The organism is Flaviflexus salsibiostraticola (assembly GCF_003952265.1).
GTDB lineage: Bacteria > Actinomycetota > Actinomycetes > Actinomycetales > Actinomycetaceae > Flaviflexus > Flaviflexus salsibiostraticola.
Genome location: NZ_CP034438.1, coordinates 1,370,359 through 1,390,496, shown reverse-complemented (window position 1 = coordinate 1,390,496; position 20,138 = coordinate 1,370,359). Strand labels below are relative to the sequence as shown.

Annotated in this window: 18 protein-coding genes and 1 pseudogene; 9 read left to right on the top strand and 10 right to left on the bottom strand. The window is 63.8% G+C overall.

Annotated features, from left to right (window positions below; genetic code table 11):
- Positions 1-25: 25 nt before the first annotated feature.
- Positions 26-760 (top strand): GntR family transcriptional regulator, encoded by a 735-nt coding sequence (locus EJO69_RS06445; RefSeq protein WP_126040344.1) that lies wholly within the window; start codon positions 26-28, stop codon positions 758-760.
- Positions 761-815: 55 nt separating this feature from the next.
- On the opposite strand, the gene EJO69_RS06440 is transcribed toward EJO69_RS06445, so the two are convergent.
- Positions 816-1,685 (bottom strand): HAD family hydrolase, encoded by an 870-nt coding sequence (locus EJO69_RS06440; protein WP_126040342.1) that lies wholly within the window; start codon positions 1,683-1,685, stop codon positions 816-818.
- A 137-nt stretch (positions 1,686-1,822) separates the two neighbouring features.
- Positions 1,823-2,656: an HAD family hydrolase gene (locus tag EJO69_RS06435; RefSeq protein ID WP_164519887.1), complete on the bottom strand. Its 834-nt coding sequence runs from the start codon at positions 2,654-2,656 to the stop codon at positions 1,823-1,825.
- A gap of 171 nt (positions 2,657-2,827) precedes the next feature.
- Between EJO69_RS06435 and EJO69_RS06430 the strand changes: the two genes are divergently transcribed.
- The 4 genes from EJO69_RS06430 (at position 2,828) to EJO69_RS06415 (ending at position 7,396) form a co-directional block, all read left to right on the top strand.
- On the top strand, positions 2,828-3,886 hold the full coding sequence (locus EJO69_RS06430) for a galactitol-1-phosphate 5-dehydrogenase (RefSeq protein WP_126040338.1): 1,059 nt from the start codon (positions 2,828-2,830) through the stop codon (positions 3,884-3,886).
- A complete protein-coding gene (locus tag EJO69_RS06425; protein WP_126040336.1) occupies positions 3,886-4,854 on the top strand; it encodes a sugar-binding transcriptional regulator in 969 nt (322 codons plus the stop codon). The genes EJO69_RS06430 and EJO69_RS06425 overlap by 1 nt, the downstream gene beginning before the upstream one ends.
- 73 nt (positions 4,855-4,927) lie before the next feature.
- A complete protein-coding gene (gene deoC, locus EJO69_RS06420; protein ID WP_126040334.1) occupies positions 4,928-5,572 on the top strand; it encodes a deoxyribose-phosphate aldolase in 645 nt (214 codons plus the stop codon).
- Positions 5,573-5,725: 153 nt separating this feature from the next.
- Positions 5,726-7,396 carry a ribulokinase gene (locus tag EJO69_RS06415; RefSeq protein WP_126040332.1) on the top strand — a complete coding sequence of 557 codons (1,671 nt, stop codon included), beginning with the start codon at positions 5,726-5,728 and terminating at the stop codon, positions 7,394-7,396.
- Between the two features lie 89 nt (positions 7,397-7,485).
- Here EJO69_RS06415 and EJO69_RS06410 read toward each other — a convergent pair whose 3' ends face one another.
- Positions 7,486-8,295 carry an HAD hydrolase family protein gene (locus EJO69_RS06410; RefSeq protein WP_126040330.1) on the bottom strand — a complete coding sequence of 270 codons (810 nt, stop codon included), beginning with the start codon at positions 8,293-8,295 and terminating at the stop codon, positions 7,486-7,488.
- Positions 8,296-8,501: 206 nt separating this feature from the next.
- Between EJO69_RS06410 and EJO69_RS06405 the strand changes: the two genes are divergently transcribed.
- Complete coding sequence (locus EJO69_RS06405) at positions 8,502-9,296, top strand: MerR family transcriptional regulator (RefSeq protein ID WP_126040328.1); 795 nt, start codon at positions 8,502-8,504, stop codon at positions 9,294-9,296.
- A gap of 65 nt (positions 9,297-9,361) precedes the next feature.
- On the opposite strand, the pseudogene EJO69_RS06400 reads toward EJO69_RS06405, so the two are convergent.
- Both EJO69_RS06400 and glpK read right to left on the bottom strand, forming a co-directional pair.
- Positions 9,362-10,548, bottom strand: a pseudogene (locus EJO69_RS06400) (IS3 family transposase); the annotation flags it as partial.
- 257 nt (positions 10,549-10,805) lie between these two features.
- The gene (glpK, locus tag EJO69_RS06395; protein WP_211331370.1) at positions 10,806-12,332 is read right to left on the bottom strand and encodes a glycerol kinase GlpK; all 1,527 of its coding nucleotides are present in this window, start codon (positions 12,330-12,332) and stop codon (positions 10,806-10,808) included.
- Between the two features lie 377 nt (positions 12,333-12,709).
- Between glpK and EJO69_RS06390 the strand changes: the two genes are divergently transcribed.
- Together EJO69_RS06390 and EJO69_RS06385 are read left to right on the top strand one after the other, a co-directional pair.
- Positions 12,710-13,717, top strand: coding sequence for a sugar-binding transcriptional regulator (locus EJO69_RS06390; RefSeq protein WP_281272832.1), 1,008 nt, complete (start codon positions 12,710-12,712; stop codon positions 13,715-13,717).
- Complete coding sequence (locus EJO69_RS06385) at positions 13,714-14,229, top strand: amino-acid N-acetyltransferase (protein ID WP_126040324.1); 516 nt, start codon at positions 13,714-13,716, stop codon at positions 14,227-14,229. The genes EJO69_RS06390 and EJO69_RS06385 overlap by 4 nt, the downstream gene beginning before the upstream one ends.
- A gap of 69 nt (positions 14,230-14,298) precedes the next feature.
- On the opposite strand, the gene EJO69_RS06380 is transcribed toward EJO69_RS06385, so the two are convergent.
- The 3 genes from EJO69_RS06380 to EJO69_RS06370 form a co-directional block, all read right to left on the bottom strand.
- Complete coding sequence (locus EJO69_RS06380; RefSeq protein WP_126040322.1) at positions 14,299-14,595, bottom strand: hypothetical protein; 297 nt, start codon at positions 14,593-14,595, stop codon at positions 14,299-14,301.
- Positions 14,592-15,665 carry an IS110 family RNA-guided transposase gene (locus tag EJO69_RS06375; protein ID WP_126042269.1) on the bottom strand — a complete coding sequence of 358 codons (1,074 nt, stop codon included), beginning with the start codon at positions 15,663-15,665 and terminating at the stop codon, positions 14,592-14,594. The genes EJO69_RS06380 and EJO69_RS06375 overlap by 4 nt, the downstream gene beginning before the upstream one ends.
- 400 nt (positions 15,666-16,065) lie before the next feature.
- A complete protein-coding gene (locus EJO69_RS06370) occupies positions 16,066-16,929 on the bottom strand; it encodes an HhH-GPD family protein (protein WP_126040320.1) in 864 nt (287 codons plus the stop codon).
- A gap of 68 nt (positions 16,930-16,997) precedes the next feature.
- Between EJO69_RS06370 and EJO69_RS06365 the strand changes: the two genes are divergently transcribed.
- A complete protein-coding gene (locus tag EJO69_RS06365) occupies positions 16,998-17,969 on the top strand; it encodes a hypothetical protein (protein ID WP_126040318.1) in 972 nt (323 codons plus the stop codon).
- Between the two features lie 70 nt (positions 17,970-18,039).
- Here EJO69_RS06365 and radA read toward each other — a convergent pair whose 3' ends face one another.
- Positions 18,040-19,392, bottom strand: a complete 1,353-nt coding sequence (radA, locus tag EJO69_RS06360; RefSeq protein WP_126040317.1) for a DNA repair protein RadA — start codon at positions 19,390-19,392, stop codon at positions 18,040-18,042.
- A gap of 60 nt (positions 19,393-19,452) precedes the next feature.
- On the bottom strand, positions 19,453-20,121 hold the full coding sequence (locus EJO69_RS06355; RefSeq protein WP_126040315.1) for a potassium channel family protein: 669 nt from the start codon (positions 20,119-20,121) through the stop codon (positions 19,453-19,455).
- Positions 20,122-20,138: the final 17 nt, after the last annotated feature.

Genomic DNA, 20,138 nt, shown 5'->3' with positions numbered 1-20,138 from the left:
CACACCTGGCGTGGATGAGGACAAGATGAAAGACGTACTGGACCGAGACTCAGCGGTACCGCTCTATGCCCAGATCGAGGATGTGCTTCGGCGCATGCTCGAGACTGGCGAGTGGAAAGCGGGACAGCGCATCCCCTCGGAGTCTGACCTGCAGAAGGAATTTGGCGTCTCCCGTATGACGGTCCGCGGGGTGCTCAATCTCCTCGCCGACGAAGGGCTTCTGCACCGGGTTCCCGGCAAGGGAACGTTCGTGTCCGAGCGCAAGATCGTCGCCCAATCCCCGGCCTATCAGGGGATTCGCGAGCAGCTCGAGGCCCGCGGATTCCGAACCGAAACCGAGCTCATCAGCTCGGGCCTGGAGTCGCCGTCCGAGCGCGTTCGCGGCCTGTTCGGCTTGGGTCAGCTCGGACTCGCACACCAGATCACACGCCGACGCCTCCTTGAGGGCGAGCCGGTCACGCTCCACCAGTCGTGGATCAACCCCACACTCGCCCCCGACATCGACGTCCACGACGTGGTCGAACGCCAGCTCTGTGAGGTGCTGAGCGCCGAGTATTCGCTCACCGCAAGCCGGACGGACGAGACTCTCGAAGTCCTTATGGCTGGTGAGGAGGAGGCGGAACTCCTCCACTGTGAGCCCGGGGATCCGCTCCTGCTTCTGCGGGACGTCCTCACCGACTCCCGTGGGCGAGTATTCGAGTGCACGAAGCTCCTCATGCGGGGCGATCGTATGAAGCTCCAGTTCAGCTTCGAATCCTGACAGTCAGAGGTATGGCCCCGGTGAGAGCCGGGGCCATACGTCATCAGGGGCGCTGTCAGGCGATGTTGTCGACCGGCTCAGCGAGACCGGCCATCTCCCGGTGGTCCGCCCAGCGTTCGATGAAGGCGGCCGCCCGGTCCTCCTCATTGCCACCGATCTGGTAACGGCACTCAGCCTTGACGGAATCGAAGGCGTTGCCCATGGCGATCGGCATCCCGATCCTCGGCAGCCATGACAGATCATTCTCGGAGTCGCCCATGCCGAGCGCCTCCTCGGGGGCAATTCCGAGGTCGTTGAGCGCGGCCTCGACGCCGACCCACTTGTCGACGCCCGGCTCGTTGATCTCGTAGTACTCGGGAAGTGTCTTCATGACCGCGGGGAAGCGGCGACGAAGCTCGGGGCCGACGATCGGGTCCTGCTCGCGACTCACGTAGATCATGAACTTGAGGCGATCGCGCTGGGGAACGCTCGTCGGGTCGGCGACGTGAGGGATCATGCCCTCATTGGATTCGTGGAGGAAGTGCCAGGCCTCGGCCTGGCGATCGCAGTGGAGAGCGGTCGGGGTGAAGATGGCGACCTGGACATCGGCCGAACGGCAGTACTCGACCGCGGCATCGAACACCTCGTCGCGGATGGGCATGGTCGAGACGGGCTCGTCCTGATCGGTGTGAACGGTGATGGCGCCATTGCAGGCGATCGCGTAGCCGGACACGCCCACCCTGTGCAGGATCGAGACGGCAGCAGGGGCCGTGCGCCCCGTCGCGATGATGATGTCGACGCCCGTGTCGGCCAGGCGGGCCAGCGCCTCGATCGTGCGGTCCGAGATCTGGGAATCGTCCCGGGCGAGCGTTCCGTCGACGTCGAAGACCGCCGCGCGGAATTCGCCGATGTTATCGGGCAGAGAATCGTCCATCGAGATAGGCATATCTCGACCATACCGAAACGGTGCGGCGGGATCCGGTGAGATCCCTCTCGGCCCGTGGGATGGACGTCAAAGGGGGGGCTCGAGCGGACCGAGGGGCGGCCCGTTGCCGGCCCCTGCCCGCCAGTTGCTGTGTGTGCTCAGCCGAGGTGTGCGGCCCACCGCGAGGCGAGATCGGCCACAGCATCGTCGTCGTTGTTTCCGATCTCGTAATCGCACGCGTCCTTGACGGAGGGATAGGCATTGCCCATGGCGACGGAGATGCCGACGTTGGGCAGCCAGGAGAGGTCGTTCTCGGAGTCGCCGACCCCGAGCGTCGTGCTCGGGCTGGCCCCCAGTTCCTCGAGGATGGGCTGGAGGCCGGTCCACTTGTCGACCTCCGCATGGGTGAGCTCGTAGAACTCCGGCAGGGTCTGGACGGTGCTGGGGAATCGATCCCGCAGCCGGTCGACCACCCCGTCCGTGCGATCCGGGTCCACGTAGTACATGACCTTGAGCCGGTTCTCGCGCTCCAGCGTCTCGAGATCGGTCAGGATCGGGACGAGCCCCTCGTTGGGGCCTTGGAGGAGCACCCTCGCGTTGCCGTCATCTTCCGTGAAGAGGTCGTGGACGCCGAAGATGACGGTTTCGAGGTTCTCGTCTCGACCGAATTCGATGACCGACCCGTACATGTCGTCGTCGACGGGGTGCGACCCGATGACATCGTCATGATCGGTGTGGACTGTGATCGCGCCATTGCACCCGATGATGAAGCCGTCCCTCTCCATTCGGACGAAGAGCTTCCGCATGGCGGGGGCGATGCGGCCGGATGCGAGCACGACGTGGACGCCAGCGTCGCTGAGGTCGCGCAGCGCCGCCACCGTCCGGTCGGAGACGCGGGACTTGTCATCTGACAATGTGCCATCGATGTCGAAGACGGCGACCTCGATGTCGCCGATGTTCTCAGGGAGGGAACCGTTCAATCTTTCAGCCATCATCCGACTATATCCGGAACGGGAGGCGTCACAAAGCCAGGATTCGCCTACATTTGTTGCCCCATTCTGCTCATATGTAGGACTATGCAATTTACGTTGTTTCGCTGTGGAGACTGTCGTATGTTGAGAGAAATTGCTGAGTCGATCTGAGTCGACGCGAAGGAGAGAGAAATGTCCATGATGAAGGCCGTCGTTATGCACGGAGTCGGCGATGTCCGCCTGGAGGAGATCGAGAAGCCCACGGCGGGTCCCGGCGAGGTGGTCATGAAGGTCGCCGCATGCGGCGTGTGCGGCTCTGATCTGGACAGGATGTACAAAAAGGGCCCGCACAAGCTTCCTCTCGTGACGGGTCACGAATTCTCCGCCTACATCGATGAGATCGGCGAGGGTGTCGAGGGCTTCGAGGTCGGTGACCTCGTCTCCGTTCCGCCGATGCTGCCCTGCTTCGCGTGCGAGCCCTGCGTCCAGGGGCACTACTCGCTGTGCGAGGACTACGACTACTACGGCTCCCGCCGCAACGGTGCCTACGCGGAATATGTAGCCGGCCCCGCCAACCTTCTGCTCAAGGTCCCCGCCGGGCTCGATGCTCGCGCGGCCGCCATGGTTGATCCTGCCGCGATCGCCCTCCACGCCATCTGGCGCACGAAGCTCACCGCCGGCTCCCGGGTGGCGGTCATGGGCGGCGGCGGTCCGATCGGGCTCTTCTCGATTCAGTGGGCCCGAATCATGGGAGCGACCGAGATCGTCTCCGTCGACGTGTCCGACGAGAAGTCAAAGCTCGCACTCGAAGCCGGAGCGACCACTGCCGTGTCATCGACGGAGGAGCTCGAGGCCATCGTCGGCACCGGTTTCGATGTCGTCGTCGAGACGACAGGCGTCCCGGCGGTCGCTGATCAGTCCGTTGGAATCACCGCCCGTCATGGCGATGTCACCCTCATCGGCATCCCCAACGCTCCGGTTGAGATCTCCGCTGCGAACTGGGCGCGGCTCATGCGGCTCGAGATCAACATTCGCGGGTCCTGGAACTCCTTCAGCGCACCGTTCCCCGGTTCGGAGTGGACGACCACTCTCGAGCACATGGCCAACGGCAATCTCACGTGGGAATTCATGATCACGCACGAGGAGCCGCTGGAGAAGGTCGCAGACACGATCCGAGCGATGTCGGAGCGGACCATTCACTCCTCAAAGGTGCTGTTCCTGCCCAACGGAGCGGACCTTCCGACGAACTGATGAGGAGCGGAAGCGCGGAGCATGAGCACGCCATGGTGCGTGCGGCGGAGCTGTATTACAACGACGGGCTTCTGCAGTCCGATGTGGCGGATAAGCTCCGCGTCAGCCGCTGGAAGGTGGGGCGTCTGCTCGAGGAGGCCCGTCAATCGGGCCTTGTCGAGATCAAGATCCACCATCCGCACTCGCGGAGGCGTGACCTTGAGCAGCGCCTGACAAGCCGCTTCGATCTGCCGGAAGCTGTCGTTGTCGAGAGTCAGCCGACCAATGCGGCCACCATGGATCTCGTTGGGCAGGCCGCTGCGGACTATCTGCTCGAGATGCGTCCGGGCCCCGACATCATCGGGGTCTCGTGGGGCCACACTCTTGCTGCGATCGCAGAGTGCCTTCCCGAGGGTGCATTCAACCGTCCAACGATCGTCCAACTCAATGGTGGCGCCAGCTCCCTGCGCGACACGGTCGATGCCGGGAGCATCATCCGCATGATTGCCGGCAAGTCGCGTGATCCTCGGACCGCGCTCCTGCCGGCCTCGGCCATCGTGCAGGACCGGGAGCTCGCCCATCGCCTGCGGGCCGACCGGCAGGTCGCAGGCACCCTGCATCTCGCAGGCAGGGCGGACGTGGCTGTCTACTCGATTGGGGTTCTCTCGCCCCAGTCGGTCCTCGTGACGACCGATTGCATCACTGCCGATGAACTGGTCGAACTCAGCGGTGCCGGAGCAATCGGCGACATCCTCGGCCACTTCATCGACCGGTTCGGACGTGTCGTCGACTTCGAGCTCGACCAGCGCACGATCGGCCTTGGACTCGAGGCGCTTGCCCGCGTGCCTCGGTCGATCGCCGTGGCGGTCGGCGAGGAGAAGAGCGAGATGACCAGGGCAGTGCTCTATGCGGGGCTGTGCACGGTCTTGGTCACGGAGTCCAACATCGCGCAGCAGATCCTCGACGATGTGCCCGAGGGGCACGAATGAGTGCACCATCCGTGACAGGCTATTCACACTGAGAAACACGGCGGTCCATGTGCCGCCAGGAAATGGAGAAACCATGAACCCCCAGGACGTCGTCGGCATCGTCGATCACACTCTGCTCGCACCCGAGGCAACGAAGGAGGACGTGCTGGCTCTGCTCGACGAAGCGGAGCGGCTCGGCACGTTCTCTGTCTGCGTCTCCCCGACCCAGATCCCCCTCCCGAGGGAAACAACCGTCAAGGTCGCAGCCGTCTGCGGCTTCCCCTCGGGCGCACACAGCGCCTCGGTCAAGGCCGCGGAGGCGAAGGAGCTTGCTGAGGCCGGCGTCGACGAGATCGACATGGTCATCAACGTCGGCAAGGCGAAGGAGGGCGACTTCGACTACATCCAGAACGAGATTCAGGCGGTGCGCGACGCGGCGCCGAACGTTCTCCTCAAGGTCATCATCGAGTCTGCAGCGCTGACCGACGATGAGATCGTCGCAGCCTGCAGGGCATCAGTCGCAGCCAAGGCTGATTACGTCAAGACATCGACCGGCTACCACAAGGCCGGCGGAGCATCTGTGGAGGCCATCAGGCTCATGCGTGAGACGGTCGGCCCCGACATCGGAGTCAAGGCATCCGGCGGCATCCGCGACGGCAGGTTCGCCGCCGAGCTCATCGAGGCCGGTGCGAGCCGCCTCGGCCTCTCCGGCACGCAGAAGGTGCTCGACACACTCTGACACGGGTTCCATGGGGCACCTTCTGAGGGTGCTCCATGGAGCACCGCGGTACCCGGTCGCGCGAGGGAGAAAGGTGGTGGTGAGCGACCCCTTTAACGACAGTCCACCTGCACACACGAGTTTTTTTCTTAACCCAAGATCAAAGGTGATCATATGAACGAGAAGTATGTAGTCGGCGTTGACTTCGGAACCTTATCCGGGCGCGCAACCGTTGTCCGCGTCTCCGATGGCATGGAGCTTGGCAGCTCTGTCATGGAATATCCCCACGGCGTGATGGACAGGACGTTGACTGCTGGAGACGACCAGCCGCTCCCGCCCGATTTCGCCCTCCAGGTTCCCTCGGACTATATAGAGGTCCTCAAGTCTGTCGTCCCGGAAGCCGTTGCAGAGGCAAAGGTCGACGCGAACGACATCATCGGCATTGGCACGGACTTCACGTCGGCATCATGTCTGCCGACCGACGAGGACGGCATCCCACTGTGTGAGTCGGACGAGTTCAAGAACAACCCGCACGCCTACGTGAAGATGTGGAAGCATCACGGTGGAACTGAACAGGCAGAGCGCGCAATCGCCATAGCAGAGGCCCGCGGTGAGATGTGGCTGGGTCGTTATGGTGGGCGGCTCTCGTCGGAGATCGTTCTTCCCAAGGCGCTGGAGACGCTTGAGAAGGCGCCTGATGTGTACGAGGCGATGGACTACTACGTCGAGGCAGTCGACTGGATCGTCTGGCAGCTGAGCGGAACGCTCGTCCACTCTGCCGCCCCAGCGGGTTACAAGGCTCTTCGGCAGAACGATCAGTACCCCTCAGAGGAGTACTTCGCGGAACTCAACCCGAAGTTTCGTCGCTTCATCGCGGACAAGTTTGATGCACCGGTCATGCAGCTCGGCGAGCGCGCGGGCGATCTGACGGAAGAGATGGCCGACGCTCTCGGTCTTCCGGCCGGCATCGCAGTGGCCGTCGGTCAGATTGATGCACACGTCACCGCCCCCGCTGCGCAGGCGGTGGAGCCGGGACAGATGACGGCGATCATGGGCACGTCGAACGTCTACATCGTCAACGGCGAAACCGCCAGGGACATCCCAGGCGTCTTCGGGATCACCAATGGCGGTATCTCTGCGGGGCTCTGGGGCTACGAAGGTGGCCAGACGGGCGTCGGGGATATCTTTGCCTGGATCGTCGACAATATCGTTCCCGGCGAGTATCAGAACGAGGCGAACCGTCGAGGGATCTCCGTCCACGAGCTCCTTACTGAGAAGGGAGCAGACCAAGAAGTTGGAGAGCACGGTCTGCTCGCACTGGACTGGCACAACGGAAACCGCTCCATTCTCAACAACGCGAATCTCTCCGGCACGCTTCTGGGGATGACACTCAATACGAGACCTGAAGACATCTACAGGGCTTACCTTGAGGCGACCGGTTTCGGTCTTCGCGTCATCATCGAGAACTTCCTGGACCATGGTGTCGAGATCAACGAGATCGTCGCGGCGGGTGGCCTGCTGAAGAATAAGGTTCTCATGCAGATGTACGCGGATATCACACGCATTCCGCTGTCCATCTCAGGGTCGAAGCTGGCAGGCTCACTAGGAGCCGCCATCTATGGTGCGGTCGCGGCAGGTGCATATCCTGACGTCTACGCAGCAGCTAAGAACATGGGGTCAAAGATCGAGCACGCCTATGTCCCCAATGAGGATGCCGCTCAGAAGTACGATCTGCTCTACGAGGAGTATGTGACGCTCCACGACTACTTCGGTCGCGGTGCCAACGACGTCATGGCGCGACTCAAGGAGTTCCAGCGTCGAATCCACGATAGGAAGAACGGCTAGGAGCCCTAGGGCAATGGAGGGGGTTCTGCTTCACAGCAGGACCCCCTCCACGTATCTGCTCATGCAACATGATCGCGCAGCTGTCGAACTCAGCCGGCCGCTCTCGCCTGCCGCTCCCGCGCGAGCTCGTCGATGTACGTCACGACGGCCCCTGATTCCTGGGAGCCGATGACTTCATGTACAGCCTGCTTGACGGCAGGAGTGGCGTTATCCGGAGCGACCGAATGGCCGACGAGGGGGAGCCATCCAAGGTCGTTGCCAGAATCCCCGATCCCCAGGCAGCGCCTGAGATCAAGCCGGAGATGATCGGCGAGCCACCCCAGAGCATCCTCCTTCGCGGCGCCGGGGGTCGACATCTCTGCCACCGTGTCCATCGACTGAACGATCCCGGGCTGCGCCGCCGTCATGTGGGGAATGTGCTCCGCCATGACATCGGGATCAGCCCAGTACATGACCTTGAGGACATCGCTCCAGTCAGCATCGTCGATCGGCTCGAAACTGATGTCGACCTGCGAGTTGCCGTTCCTCGTGTGGTCGGCGGCCCTGCCCGGTCGTTCCATGACGAGATCGTGGGAGCGGAACAGCGCAATGTCGATGCCTGGCCTGCGTCCGATCCGCACGAGTTCCGCGATCATCTCATCGGCCATGATCGTGCGCTTGAGGATCTCGCCGCCCGGCTCGCGGGAGATGATGCCACCGTTCGAGGCGATGACGTAGCCGGGTATGCCCGCGCCCTCCAGAACGGCGACGCCCGCATTGAGCGTCCGGCCCGTCGCAATGATGATCTCTGCGCTCGTGGCCGACAGTGCGGCCAGCGCTTCAAGAGCGTCGCCTTCGGCATCGGCCCCTGCAGGCGTCAGTGTTCCATCAAGATCAAAGATGTAGGCGTCCCACGCCACGGCGGCTCCTTCTCATCAGACTCACCTCATCGTCCCATTCCCCGATCTCCCTCAACAGGGTTCCCGGCAAGAAGGGACCAAGTCCACTCGCCAGCCCCGTCCGGGGGCAGAATGATCGGCCGGTGCTCCTTCACGTGAGGCGGGGGACTGGTTGAAACACGGCAGCCTGCTTGTCTTGACTCTGACGCGGCGTCAGGCTTGATCCTATGAGTGTGAGAGAACAGCGGGAGTGGACGGTGGGAGCGGCGGCAGAGCTTCTCGGTGTCAGCGTGCGGGCTCTGCATTACTGGCACGAGATTGGCCTGGTCGTGCCGAACGGGCGGTCGAGCGGCGGGTACCGGCTCTACTCGGAGCAGGACATGGAGCGGCTGCATCATGTCCTGCTCTATCGGGAGACAGGGATGTCGCTGTCCCACATCGGCGAGGCTCTGGCTGATCCCGACACCGGTCGGCATCTCGCGGGGCAGCGCCGGAAGCTGCTCGCACGCATCTCTCATCTGCAGGAGAAGGTCTCCGCAGTCGACAAGTTGATGAAGGAGACGACGATGGGCAGGAAGATCAGTGCTGAGGAGCGCGCCGCGATCCTCGGGAGCGGATGGGATCCGCGATGGGAGGACGAGGCGGAGGAGCGGTGGGGAGGAACCGCGGAGTGGCGGAAGTCGGCAGAGCGAGTCGCGGAGATGACGGCGGCGGACTGGACAGCCGCCAAGGTCGACGTCGACGCCCTGGACGAGGCGCTCGCCGAGGCCTGTCGCGCGGGCATCGAGCCCGGTGAGGATCGGGCGAACGAACTCGCGGAGGCACACCTGCGGTGGCTCAATCAGTGGATGGAGGCTGGTCACTCGAATCAGGTGATCCTGGCCCGCATGTATACAGACGATCCGCGTTTTCGAGCCCACTACGATGATCGAGCGCCTGGCCTTGCCCAGTGGCTTCGGCAGGTGATCGAGGAGAACGCTCGCGGTCACGGAGTCGACCCTGATAGCGCGACGTGGTCGTGAGGTCTGTACAGCTGTGGGGCCCAGTTCACATTGAACTGGTCCCCGTAAGTTGGACTGGTTTAAGACTAGGCCGTTGACGTCTGGGGGGCATGGCTTCGATATTGCATCGGGGTCATGCCCCCCAGTCGTTCCTGGATTCGTTCGGTGTTGTACCAGTCGATGTATGTGTCGATTTCGGTGGTGAGCTCTTCGACGGAGTTGAAGTGTTCACCGTGGTACATCTCAGCTTTGAGATGTCCGAAGAAGTTCTCCATGACGGAGTTGTCGTAGCAGTTGCCCTTGCGAGACATCGACTGCACTGCCTTGTTCTCCTCGATCAGCTTGCGCCAGCTGGAGTGCTGGTATTGGAAACCCTGATCGGTATGCACGATCACTCCCGGCCCGGGCTGACACGTCGCCAGTGCGAGCTTCAGGCTCTCAGACGTGAGCGCAGTCGAAGGGGAGGTCGACATGGTGTGGGCCACGACCGTGTGATCATACAGATCCAAGATCGGTGAAAGGTAGAGCTTCCGGTTGGCGACACGGAACTCCGTGACATCGCTGACCAGCTTCTGCCCGGGCGCCTGCGCGGTGAAGTCACGGGCCAATACATTGGGGGCGATACGACTGACATGGCCCTGGTAGGAGTGGTACGTGCGACGGATCCGGACTTTCGATTTCAAGCCGAGCTGGCGCATCAGCGCGAGCACAAGCTTCTTACTCACACGCCAACCTTGTCTGCAAAGGGCTAGACGGATACGCCGGTAGCCGTAGCGCTTCTTGTTCTTCGTGAACAGGACAGCGATCTCGGCCTTCAGCTCAGCATGCTTGTCGGGCTGGTCTAGTTTGGCTGCGTGATAGTAGTAGGTCGACCGAGCAACCCCAGCCGCTGTCAGCAGGTCGGTCAGATCGTGGATGGACTTGAGGGAGGAGATCGCCTGGACCCTCAGGCGTGTCCGTGATCCTTCAAGTCCCGCAATTTTTTTAGGTACGCATTCTCCGCCTCGAGGAACTGCACTCGGCGGCGCAGCTGTTCCTCTTCAGTCAACGGCTTCGAATCAGTGCGTGGGGGCCGGCCTTTACGTTTTGGTCGCAGGCCATCATCACCCTCGCGCCGCCAGATCCTCGCCCAGTTATGCACCATAACCTTGGAGTTGAGATTGAACTCAGCCGCGAGATCCATGGCAGTCTCGCCCGCAAGGAAGCGGTCGACGACTTCCTTCTTCACCTCGAAGGAGTACGCCTGATTCGTTGGTTTCTCCACAAGGCATAGTCTTCCATGGAGCTTCCATCGCTGCTCCAGACGGCGAACGGCATTCCTCGTCAGGCCCAAGCTCGTCGCCGCAGCGCGATTACCCATCCCTGACTCAAAAAGTGCCACCAGCTGTTCGCGCTGGCACTCACTCAACGAACTACGTGGATCCATGACACTGCTCCCCAGAACATTGGAACTGATTTCTCAGTCCAACTTCTGGGGAGCAGTTCACATCAGCTTGGGCCCCACAGGTCAGTCAGTGGACTGGAGATGGATCAGGCGTTGGTGACGTCTTCGTCGACCCAGTCGAAGGTGCGCGTGACAGCCTTCTTCCAGAGACGCATCTGACGAGCGCGCTCGTTCTCATCCATGTTCGGCGACCAGCGCCTGCCCTCCTGCCAGTTGTCGATGACGTCCTGCTCGCCCTCCCAGAAGCCGACGGCGATGCCGGCCGCGTAGGCGGCGCCGAGAGCAGTCGTCTCAGCAACCTTGGGTGCCACGACGTCCACGCCGAGGATGTCGGCCTGGAACTGCATGAGCGCATCGTTGGCGATCATGCCGCCGTCGACGCGGAGCTCCTCGAGATCGACGCCCGAGTCGAGGTTCATGGCCTCGAGGACCTCGGCGGTCTGGAAGGCAGTCGCCTCAAGAACAGCGCGGGCGATGTGGCCCTTGTTGTTGAAGCGGGTCAGGCCGACGATCGCGCCGCGAGCGTCGTCCTTCCAGTACGGGGCGAAAAGGCCGGAGAAGGCGGGAACGACGTAGACGCCGCCGTTATCCTCCACGGTCTCAGCCAGGGTCTCGATCTCCGGTGCGGAGGAGATCATGTTGAGGTTGTCGCGCAGCCACTGGACGAGCGAACCGGTGACGGCGATCGAACCCTCGAGTGCGTACACGGCCGGCGCATCGCCGATCTTGTAGCACACGGTGGTGAGCAGGCCGTTCTTCGAGTTGACAGCCTCCTGGCCGGTGTTGATGAGCATGAAGTTACCGGTGCCGTAGGTGTTCTTCGCCATGCCCTTCTCGAAGCAGGCCTGGCCGAAGGTGGCTGCCTGCTGATCGCCGAGCACGCCCGAGATCGGGGTGTCGATGATGAGGGTGTTCTTGGCGCCGTAGCCGTAGACCTCGGAGGAGGACTTGATCTCGGGGAGCATCGACATCGGGATCGTCATGTCCTGGCAGACGCCCTCGTCCCACTTGAGCTCGCGGACGTCCATGAGCATGGTGCGGGAGGCATTCGTCACGTCGGTCACGTGAACGCCGCCGTCAACGCCGCCGGTCAGGTTCCAGAGAACCCAGGAGTCGGTGTTGCCGAAGAGCAGGTCGCCCGCCTCAGCCTTCTCGCGTGCGCCCTCAACGTTGTCGAGGATCCACTTGATCTTCGGGCCGGAGAAGTATGTCGCCAGCGGGAGGCCGACGAGCTCCTTGTACTTCTCGGCGCCCTCGTCGCCGCCGAGCTCGCGGACGATCTTGTCGGTGCGGGTGTCCTGCCAGACGATCGCGTTGTAGACCGGCAGGCCGGTGTTCTTGTCCCACACGACGGCGGTCTCGCGCTGGTTGGTGATGCCGACGGCAGCGATCTCGTGGCGGTTGATATCAGCCTTGCCGAGGGCCTGCCCAATCACCTCACGGATGTTGTCTCGGATCTCGATCGGGTCGTGCTCGACCCAGCCCGGACGGGGGAAGATCTGCTCGTGCTCGAGCTGGCCGACCGACACGATCTCACCCGCATGGTTGAAAACGATAGCGCGGGAAGAGGTGGTTCCCTGGTCAATGGCTAGTACGTATTTCTTCTCGGTCATCGTTGACGAGTTCCTTTCATGCATGCGGCGTGACCAACGGTCATCCGCTGGCGGTGCAGGCACACCGCCGTATTCAGATTATGTAGGGCTAGTCCGTTCGCACCAAACACACTCGGGTGCTTCGTTGCGTCCCGCACCCGGGTGGGTGTGGTCACATCATACGCGAAAGTCGGTCGCGGCATTGCAAGAGATCGCATAGAATGTGAACGTACGTGCATGACAGGAGATGCTCATCGCAACGTCGTGAGACCCTTCGACCTCAACTCCCCTGAAGGTGAGCCAAACGGCTCCAGAGTCCACAAAGAGGAGAGTTGGGTCGTATGCTGAAGCGGGCGTGCGATGCGGCATAGCCTCAGCCAGCAGCGAGGAGAGTCAGGGTGTCCGAGGACCGGCGGAGGATTGCATACGAGGCGGCGGTGCTGCACTACGTGCAGGGCGAGACCATGGAGACCGTCGCCCGGAGGCTCGGCGTCTCGCGTTCGACCGTGTCGAGGCTGATCTCCCTCGCTCGCGATGAGGGGCTGGTCCGCATCAGCCTCCACCCGCCGACCGAGAACTCAGATTCACTCGCCGCACGTCTCTCCGACGTCTTCGGGGTCACCGCACACGTCGTCCCCGTGTCGCCCACGTCGACCGATGTGCGCAGGCTCGACTCGGTCGCCACGGTTGCCGGCGCGATCATCTCCGACCTCGTCCAGCCGGGCAACACGATCGGCGTCGCCTGGGGCACGACGATCTCCGCGGTCACAGACCATCTCTCGCCGCGCCCCGCGCCCGGGTCGATCGTTGTCCAGCTCAACGGCGCCGCCAACTCCTCGACCACCGGCATCCCCTACGCCGGCCAGATCATCGATTCCTTCGGCAAGGCGTTCGGATCGACCGTGCGGCATTTCCCGGTCCCGGCCTTCTTCGACTTCGCCGAGACGCGCGAGGCCATGTGGCGCGAGCGCTCGCTGGCCGCCGTCCGCGAGCTCCAGCGCACGACCGACATCGCGGTCTTCGGCGTCGGCTCGTTCAACTCCCCGCTCGCCTCCCACGTGTACGTCGGCGGGTACCTCTCACCGAAGGACATCGCCACGCTCCGGGCGGAGGGAGTCGTCGGCGACATCTGCACCGTCATGCTGCGGCCGGACGGCTCGTACGAGGATATCGAGATGAACAGGCGGGCCACCGGCCCGACCCCGGCTGAGCTGAGGAAGATCCCGAGAAGGATCTGCGTCGTGGCGGGGTCCTCCAAGGTTCTGCCGCTGCACGGCGCTCTCATGTCCGGTGCCATCACCGACCTCATCATCGACGAGGCCGCGGCGTGGAAGCTGCTCGATCTGTCGACTGGTCAGCGCAAGGCCACCGAGCGGAGCGCCCGCGGGAGCAGGCACGACGCATGATCACGATCCGGTCAGCCCTTCCCCTGCACGTGCGCGGCATCGCCAATCTCGTCGAGCCGTTCACCGAGCGTCGAGTTCTTATCGCCAAGGACCTCATCGATTACTTCGAGGATGTCCAGGAGTTCGTCGTCGCCGTCGACGACGATCGCGTTGTCGGGTGCGGTGCCCTGCACGTCCTGTGGGAGGACATCGGAGAGATCCGCACGCTCGCCGTCGACCCCGAATGCCAGGGAATGGGCATCGGCGCCGAACTCTACCGGGCGCTCGAGGCCCGAGCCCTGTCCCTCGAGCTCAAGAGGCTCTTCTGTCTCACCTTCGAGGTGCCGTTCTTCTCGCGCCTCGGCTTCAAGGAGATTCAAGGGACCCCGGTGGGGGAGAACGTCTACACGGAGATGCTGCGCTCCCACGATGACGGCATGGCGGAGTTCCTCGAACTCGCGAGGGTCAAGCCGAACACCCTGGGCAACACTCGCATGCTCAAAGAGCTCGAGGCGCCCTTCAGCGAGGGCTAGCCAAACTGGCCGGGCAGTGCAGCCAGCGCCGGTCACTCTGCGTCGCCTGTCGGCCGCGTCGTGCGCGAATCATTTCGCGAGCTGTTCGGAGAGGAACCACGCTCCGACGGGTCCCTGAATCGCGACGAGTCCGATGATGAGGGCAAGGATCGGCTCGAGAAGGACTGCGGCGGCGACGGCGGCCACCGCGATGGCACCGGCCGTGGCGAAGGCGACCGTCTTCCACATGCCCCGTGCGAAGTCCTGGAGGTTCTCATCTTTTCCTCGGGTAAGGATGATGATGCCGCCGAGCGTCAGCCCGAGCGTGGCGATGGCGGTGATGGCCGGTGCCCAGCTCTGATCCTCGGACGCCCTTCTAAGTGTCAAGCAGCAATCTGCGTCTGATTGATTACCTGGGTTCTGGTTTTGAGCGCGTAGAACATTTCCCGTGCGAGGTATCGTTTCACGCACCTGAGGGCTTCCATTTTGGAGTGCCCTTCGGAGAGTTTCTTCGCCACATAGTCCTGGGTTCTCGGGTCGGTTCTGAGTCTGCCGATCGCGATGATGTGCAGGGCAGAGTTGGCTTGCCGGTCACCACCCCTGTTGAGCCGGTGACGGTGTGTTTTGCCTGATGATGCCGGGATCGGGCTCGCCCCACACAATGCTGCGAACGCGGCTTCTGAAGTCAGCCGGTCGGGGTTGTCTCCCGCAGTGATCAGCAGCTGAGCTGCAGACTCATAGCCGACCGCTGGTTTTTTGATGAGGTCTGGGGCGAGATGATCAACAATGTTTTTGATCATGACATCAAGATCAGCGATCTCATCAGTGAGTTCCAGGTACCTACGTGCAAGGGATTTCAAAGCGATCTTGTACGCGCCAGTGACATCGCGATACTTCGTGAGATCTGGTCGCCATGCGGCTAGGGTGCGGATGAGTTTCATGCGAGTCAGGGTGCGCAGCTGGTCACGGAGTTCGTCTGGTGCTGACACGATGTTCATGCGGATCATCTGTAACGCGACTCGTCTGGCAGCGACCGCAGTTTTACGGGACACTTTCAACACCCGTAGGGATTCAACCAGCCCGTCACGGGTTTTCGGGGTCACGGCACGCACCCGGGCATAGGCTGCGTGAGCAGCATTCTCTGCATCGAGGGTGTCGTCTTTGCCTTTGCGCCTTCGGAGGGCTTGGTCGGGGCCGGTGACTTCGAGTACTTCGATATCTTGTGCGTGGAGGTAGCGCAACAGGCCCGCCCCATAGGTGCCGGTGCATTCCACCCCGATCCTGGCGATCTGTCCGAAGGAGCGTAACCAGTGCACGAGCAGCTTGTACCCATGCCTGGTCGTAGGAAAGAATTCGGTTGCGAGTACCCGGTCGTGCTGATCAACTACCGCAGCAACATGCAGGTCTTTGTGGGTGTCTACGCCACCAACGACAGTGATGAAAGGTTGTGAGGTCATGAGGTTTCTCCAATCGATGTGCATTGTTTGTGGTGCTTTCGTATCGACCGGTAACCTGGACAAGACAGTAAAGAGAAAAGGTGTTCAGGCCCTTCTTGAGTCACATGATCACGGCGAGGCGAAAGCCTCGCCGTGAGTGTTCTCGAATGGTCGACAGGTCCGGGGAAAGACACGCTGGTCGATCAGAGTGTGAGTCAGAACCTTTCGGGAACACTCACGGCACCTGACCGACTGTTCAGGGGTCGATCGCTGTGTGGGTCAAACCATTCGAGAAGATCAGGCACTTCTATTCTTACTATCGGAGTGAACTCGTGGAGAATGAGCCCGATGACGGAGAGGAACAGTCCGAGCAGCACAAGGGCTGTCGACCAGAGGACGACGCGGTGATTCGACATGGGGGTCATGTGTCCAGGCTACCGGGCAGGGCCACGGAATCACCGCTTCGCGCGATGAGACCGTCCGCGAGCAGTCCCTTGAGGGCTTCGTCCGCGCGCGCAGGATCCGCCTGCCTGAGGGCGGTGATCTCGACCGGGCCGTCGGAGTCGCGCAGCACCTTCATGATCGTCCCGCGAGCCTGACGGATCGTCCCCTCCCATGCCTGTGTCCTGCGCCGATGGGCATGCCGGTCGGCGGGAAACCCCTGCTGCCGCCATTCGCACCAGTCGGAGACTGGACACTCTCCGCAGCGCGGTGACCGCGCGGTGCAGATGAGCGCGCCGAGCTCCATCACGCCCGCGTTCCACGCGGCCGACTCCTCCCGGTCCTCGGGGAGCAGAGCCGCGGCCCGCTCTCGCTCGCCCTTCGTCAGAGTGGGTGGAGGCAGGGCCTCGCCGTGGAGCCTGGCAATGACTCGGCGGATATTCGTGTCGAGCACGAGGGAGCGGCCTCCGAACCCGAAGGCGACGACTGCGGCGGCCGTGTAGTGGCCGATGCCGGGCAGCGCGAGGAGCTGCGCCTCCGTCGATGGAACGACGCCGCCATGCTCATCGACAATGGTCTGCGCGCACTCCCGCAGGCGCAGCGCGCGCCGCGGGTATCCGAGGGATTTCCACGCACGCAGAATCTCATCGGTGCTCTCTCCAGCGAGGTCCCGGGGCGTCGGCCAGCGCTCAGTCCACTCGAGCCAGGCCGGCAGCACTCGAGCCACCGGAGTCTGCTGGCTCATGACCTCGCAGATGAGGATATGCCAGGGCGGGGTGCCCGGCGCCCGCCAGGGAAGGTCTCGCCCCTCCGCATCGAACCAGGCCGTCAACTCGTCGAACATCGTGCCCAGTGTGCCACAGGGGCGTGGCAATCCTGCAGATCGCGGCCTGGGAGTCTAGGTTATGGAGTGTGAAGGATTCGCAGGATCGGGGAGGCGGACGTCGGGGACGTCCGCCCGCTTCTGAGCAGCGCCCCCGCTCCACGAAGCAGCCGCGTCCGACGATCCCCGGGACGCTCCCTCGCGGCGATGCGCCGGCGCGCCGCCCCGCTCGCGCGGACGCGGGCGCGAGTGAGCCGCAGAAACGGCCCCAGCGATCCAAGGACGGCCGGGCCGCAGGCGCCGAACCGGGAACGCCCCGCCGCTCGGCCTCCGCGCGCAGAGACGGGGCACGCGATCGGCGGGCCGCGAGCGGCACCCGCTCATCGAAGGGCCGCGAGTCCGGTTCAACGAGCACGTCCCGCACTACAAAGGCCAAGGTCGCATCGTCGACACCCCCGCTGTTCGGGGCCGCCGGCTCGCGCCGACGGCGCGGCATCATCCTCGTCGCCGTCTCCCTTGTCATCATCGCCGCGACCATCGCAGTTGCAATCTTCCTGCGCGGTCAGCTCGCCGAGCGCGAGGAGCGGATAATCGCTCAAGAGCAGGACACGTCGTACGAGATCATCCCCTGCGAGCCCAGCATGCTCGACATCGTCCTCAACCAGACGGGCACCATCGCCGGGTACCCCGTCACCTTCGGACTATCGGTCACCAACACGTCGGACCAATCCTGTTCGCTCGATGCGGGCAGCGAGCACCTCGTCCTCGAGGTCAGCTCCGGCAATGACCAGATCTGGTCATCGGCGCACTGCCCCGCCGGCGCTGGATCGCGCCTCTACGTGTTCGGCCCCGACGTGTCATCCCAGATCAACGTCGAGTGGTCGGGTGGCCGATCCACCCCCTCCTGCGACGCGGGCCTGCCCGCCCCGAGGCCGGGCACCTACGTCGTCCAGGGCAGCGTTGACGGAGTCGGCTTTCCCGCACTGACGCAGTCGTTCGTCCTCACCGGTGCGGACGGCGCCGTTCCCGCGAGCGAGCCTGCCGCCGAGCCGACCGAATAGTCGACGCTCGAGGCCTGTCTGAGCTCGATCAGCGCCGTCGGCCCGTACAGAAGGGGCTGCTGACCCCTGATCAGAGGGGGAGGACCTCCTTGACGGCCGCTGCGACGTCGACAACGTGCGCGACGGTGATGCCGTCTGGAATCTTCACGGTCGATCCGGCGGGGATGAGGGCCTTTGTGAAGCCAAGTCGTACTGCTTCGCCCAGGCGCTGTTCCAGGCCGACGACGGGACGCACCTCGCCCGTGAGGGCGACCTCGCCGAGGGCGAGGACACCCGGCGCGAGCGGGAGGTCCGCAACGGCGGAGGCGAGGGAGAGTGCCGCCGCGAGGTCGGTCGACGGCTCCGAGGCACGGGCGCCGCCGATGGTGGACACGAAGATGTCCTTCCGATCGAGATCGACGCCCAGCCGCGACTGCAGCACCGCGACGGTCATGGCGATCCGGGAGGAGTCGACACCGGAGGTCGTGCGCCGCGGGGGGCCCGCGGGGGCGACGGCAAGCGACTGGATCTCCACCGGCATGGGCCTGCGGCCCTCGAGGGTGATGGTGACGCAGGTGCCGGGCACCGTGCGGGCGCGGTCCGAGAGGAACAGCCCCGAGGGGTCGGGAAGCTCGTTGATCCCCTCATCGACCAGCTCGAAGCAGCCGACCTCTTCGGTTGGGCCGTAGCGGTTCTTGACGGCCCGGAGCATGCGGAGGCGGGAGTGGCGATCCCCGTCGAATTGGCACACGACATCGACGAGATGCTCGAGCACCCGTGGTCCCGCGATCGATCCATCCTTCGTCACGTGGCCGACAAGGAGGATGGGGAGGCTGCGGGACTTCGCGAGGTGGACGAGCCCGGCGGTCACCGCTCGGACCTGGGAGACACCTCCGGCCGCGCCGTCCACCGAGGTGTCCATGATCGTCTGGACCGAGTCGACGACGAGAAGGGAAGGTGGATTGGCGTCGACGTGGCCGATGATCGTGGCGAGGTCCGCCTCGGCCGCCAGGTGGAGAGTGGGGGACATGGCGCCGATGCGCTCGGCGCGCAGACGCACCTGAGACGCCGATTCCTCGCCCGAGATGTAGAGAACCGGATCCGTGTTGAGGCGGGATATCTCGGCGGCCACATCGAGCAGGAGCGTCGACTTGCCGACGCCGGGTTCGCCCGCCAGCAGGATGACGGCGCCGGGGACGAGGCCGCCGCCCAGCACCCGGTCCAGCTCGCCCACGCCCGTCGTCGCGCGCTCAGAGGCGGAGGCGACGACCTCGGTGATCGGCGTGGCGGGCGATGTCGGGGCGAGCGCCTTCGCGCTGGCCGTCGGGGTCGGCCTGTACTCGACCATCGTGCCCCACGCCTCACATTGAGCGCAGCGGCCCACCCATTTGGAGGCCTCCCATCCGCATTCGGAGCAGGAGAAGGTCGGACGGTTCTTTGCCATGGGTCGAGCGTAGCGAAGCCCGGTGCCGATTCGCCCGCCGGAACGCCGTCCGTGGACGGGTCAGCGGCGGGCGGCGAACTCGTCGAGCAGCTCGACGTTGCCGGAGACGATGATGATGTCGTCCTCGCCGATCCTCGTCTCCGCCGTCGCGTACTCGAACGGCTCATGCGGGGACTTCACGCCGATGATGTTGACGCCGTAGCGCTCGCGGACCTTGGCCTCGCCGATCGTGAAGCCCCGCAGGTCGAAGGGTGGCCTCATCTTGACGATCGTGAAGCTGTCCTCCATCTCGATGTAGTCGATCATGCGACCGGCCACCATGTGGGCGACGCGCCGGCCCGCATCGAACTCGGGGAACACCCGGCGGTGGGCACCGATCTTCTCGAGGATCCGGCCGTGGTCGCGCGAGGTCGCCTTGGCCCAGATCTCGGGAATCCCCATCTCGACGAGGTTCGCCGTCGTGAGGACGGAGGCCTCGAGGCTGGATCCGATGCCGACGACGGCGACGTTGAAATCCTTGGCACCGAGCTGTTCGAGTGCCTCCTTCGACGTCGAGTCCGCTTCGATGACGGTGAAGCGGTGCGACCACTGCGCGGCGAGCTGAGGGTCCTTCTCGACCGCGAGGACCTCTCGGCCCTGTTCGGCGAGCGTGAACGCGACGGCTGATCCGAATCGGCCGAGGCCGATGACGAGGACGGCTCCGAGCCGGTCCTGCGATTTACGTGACATGGTGTCCTCCGAGGTTC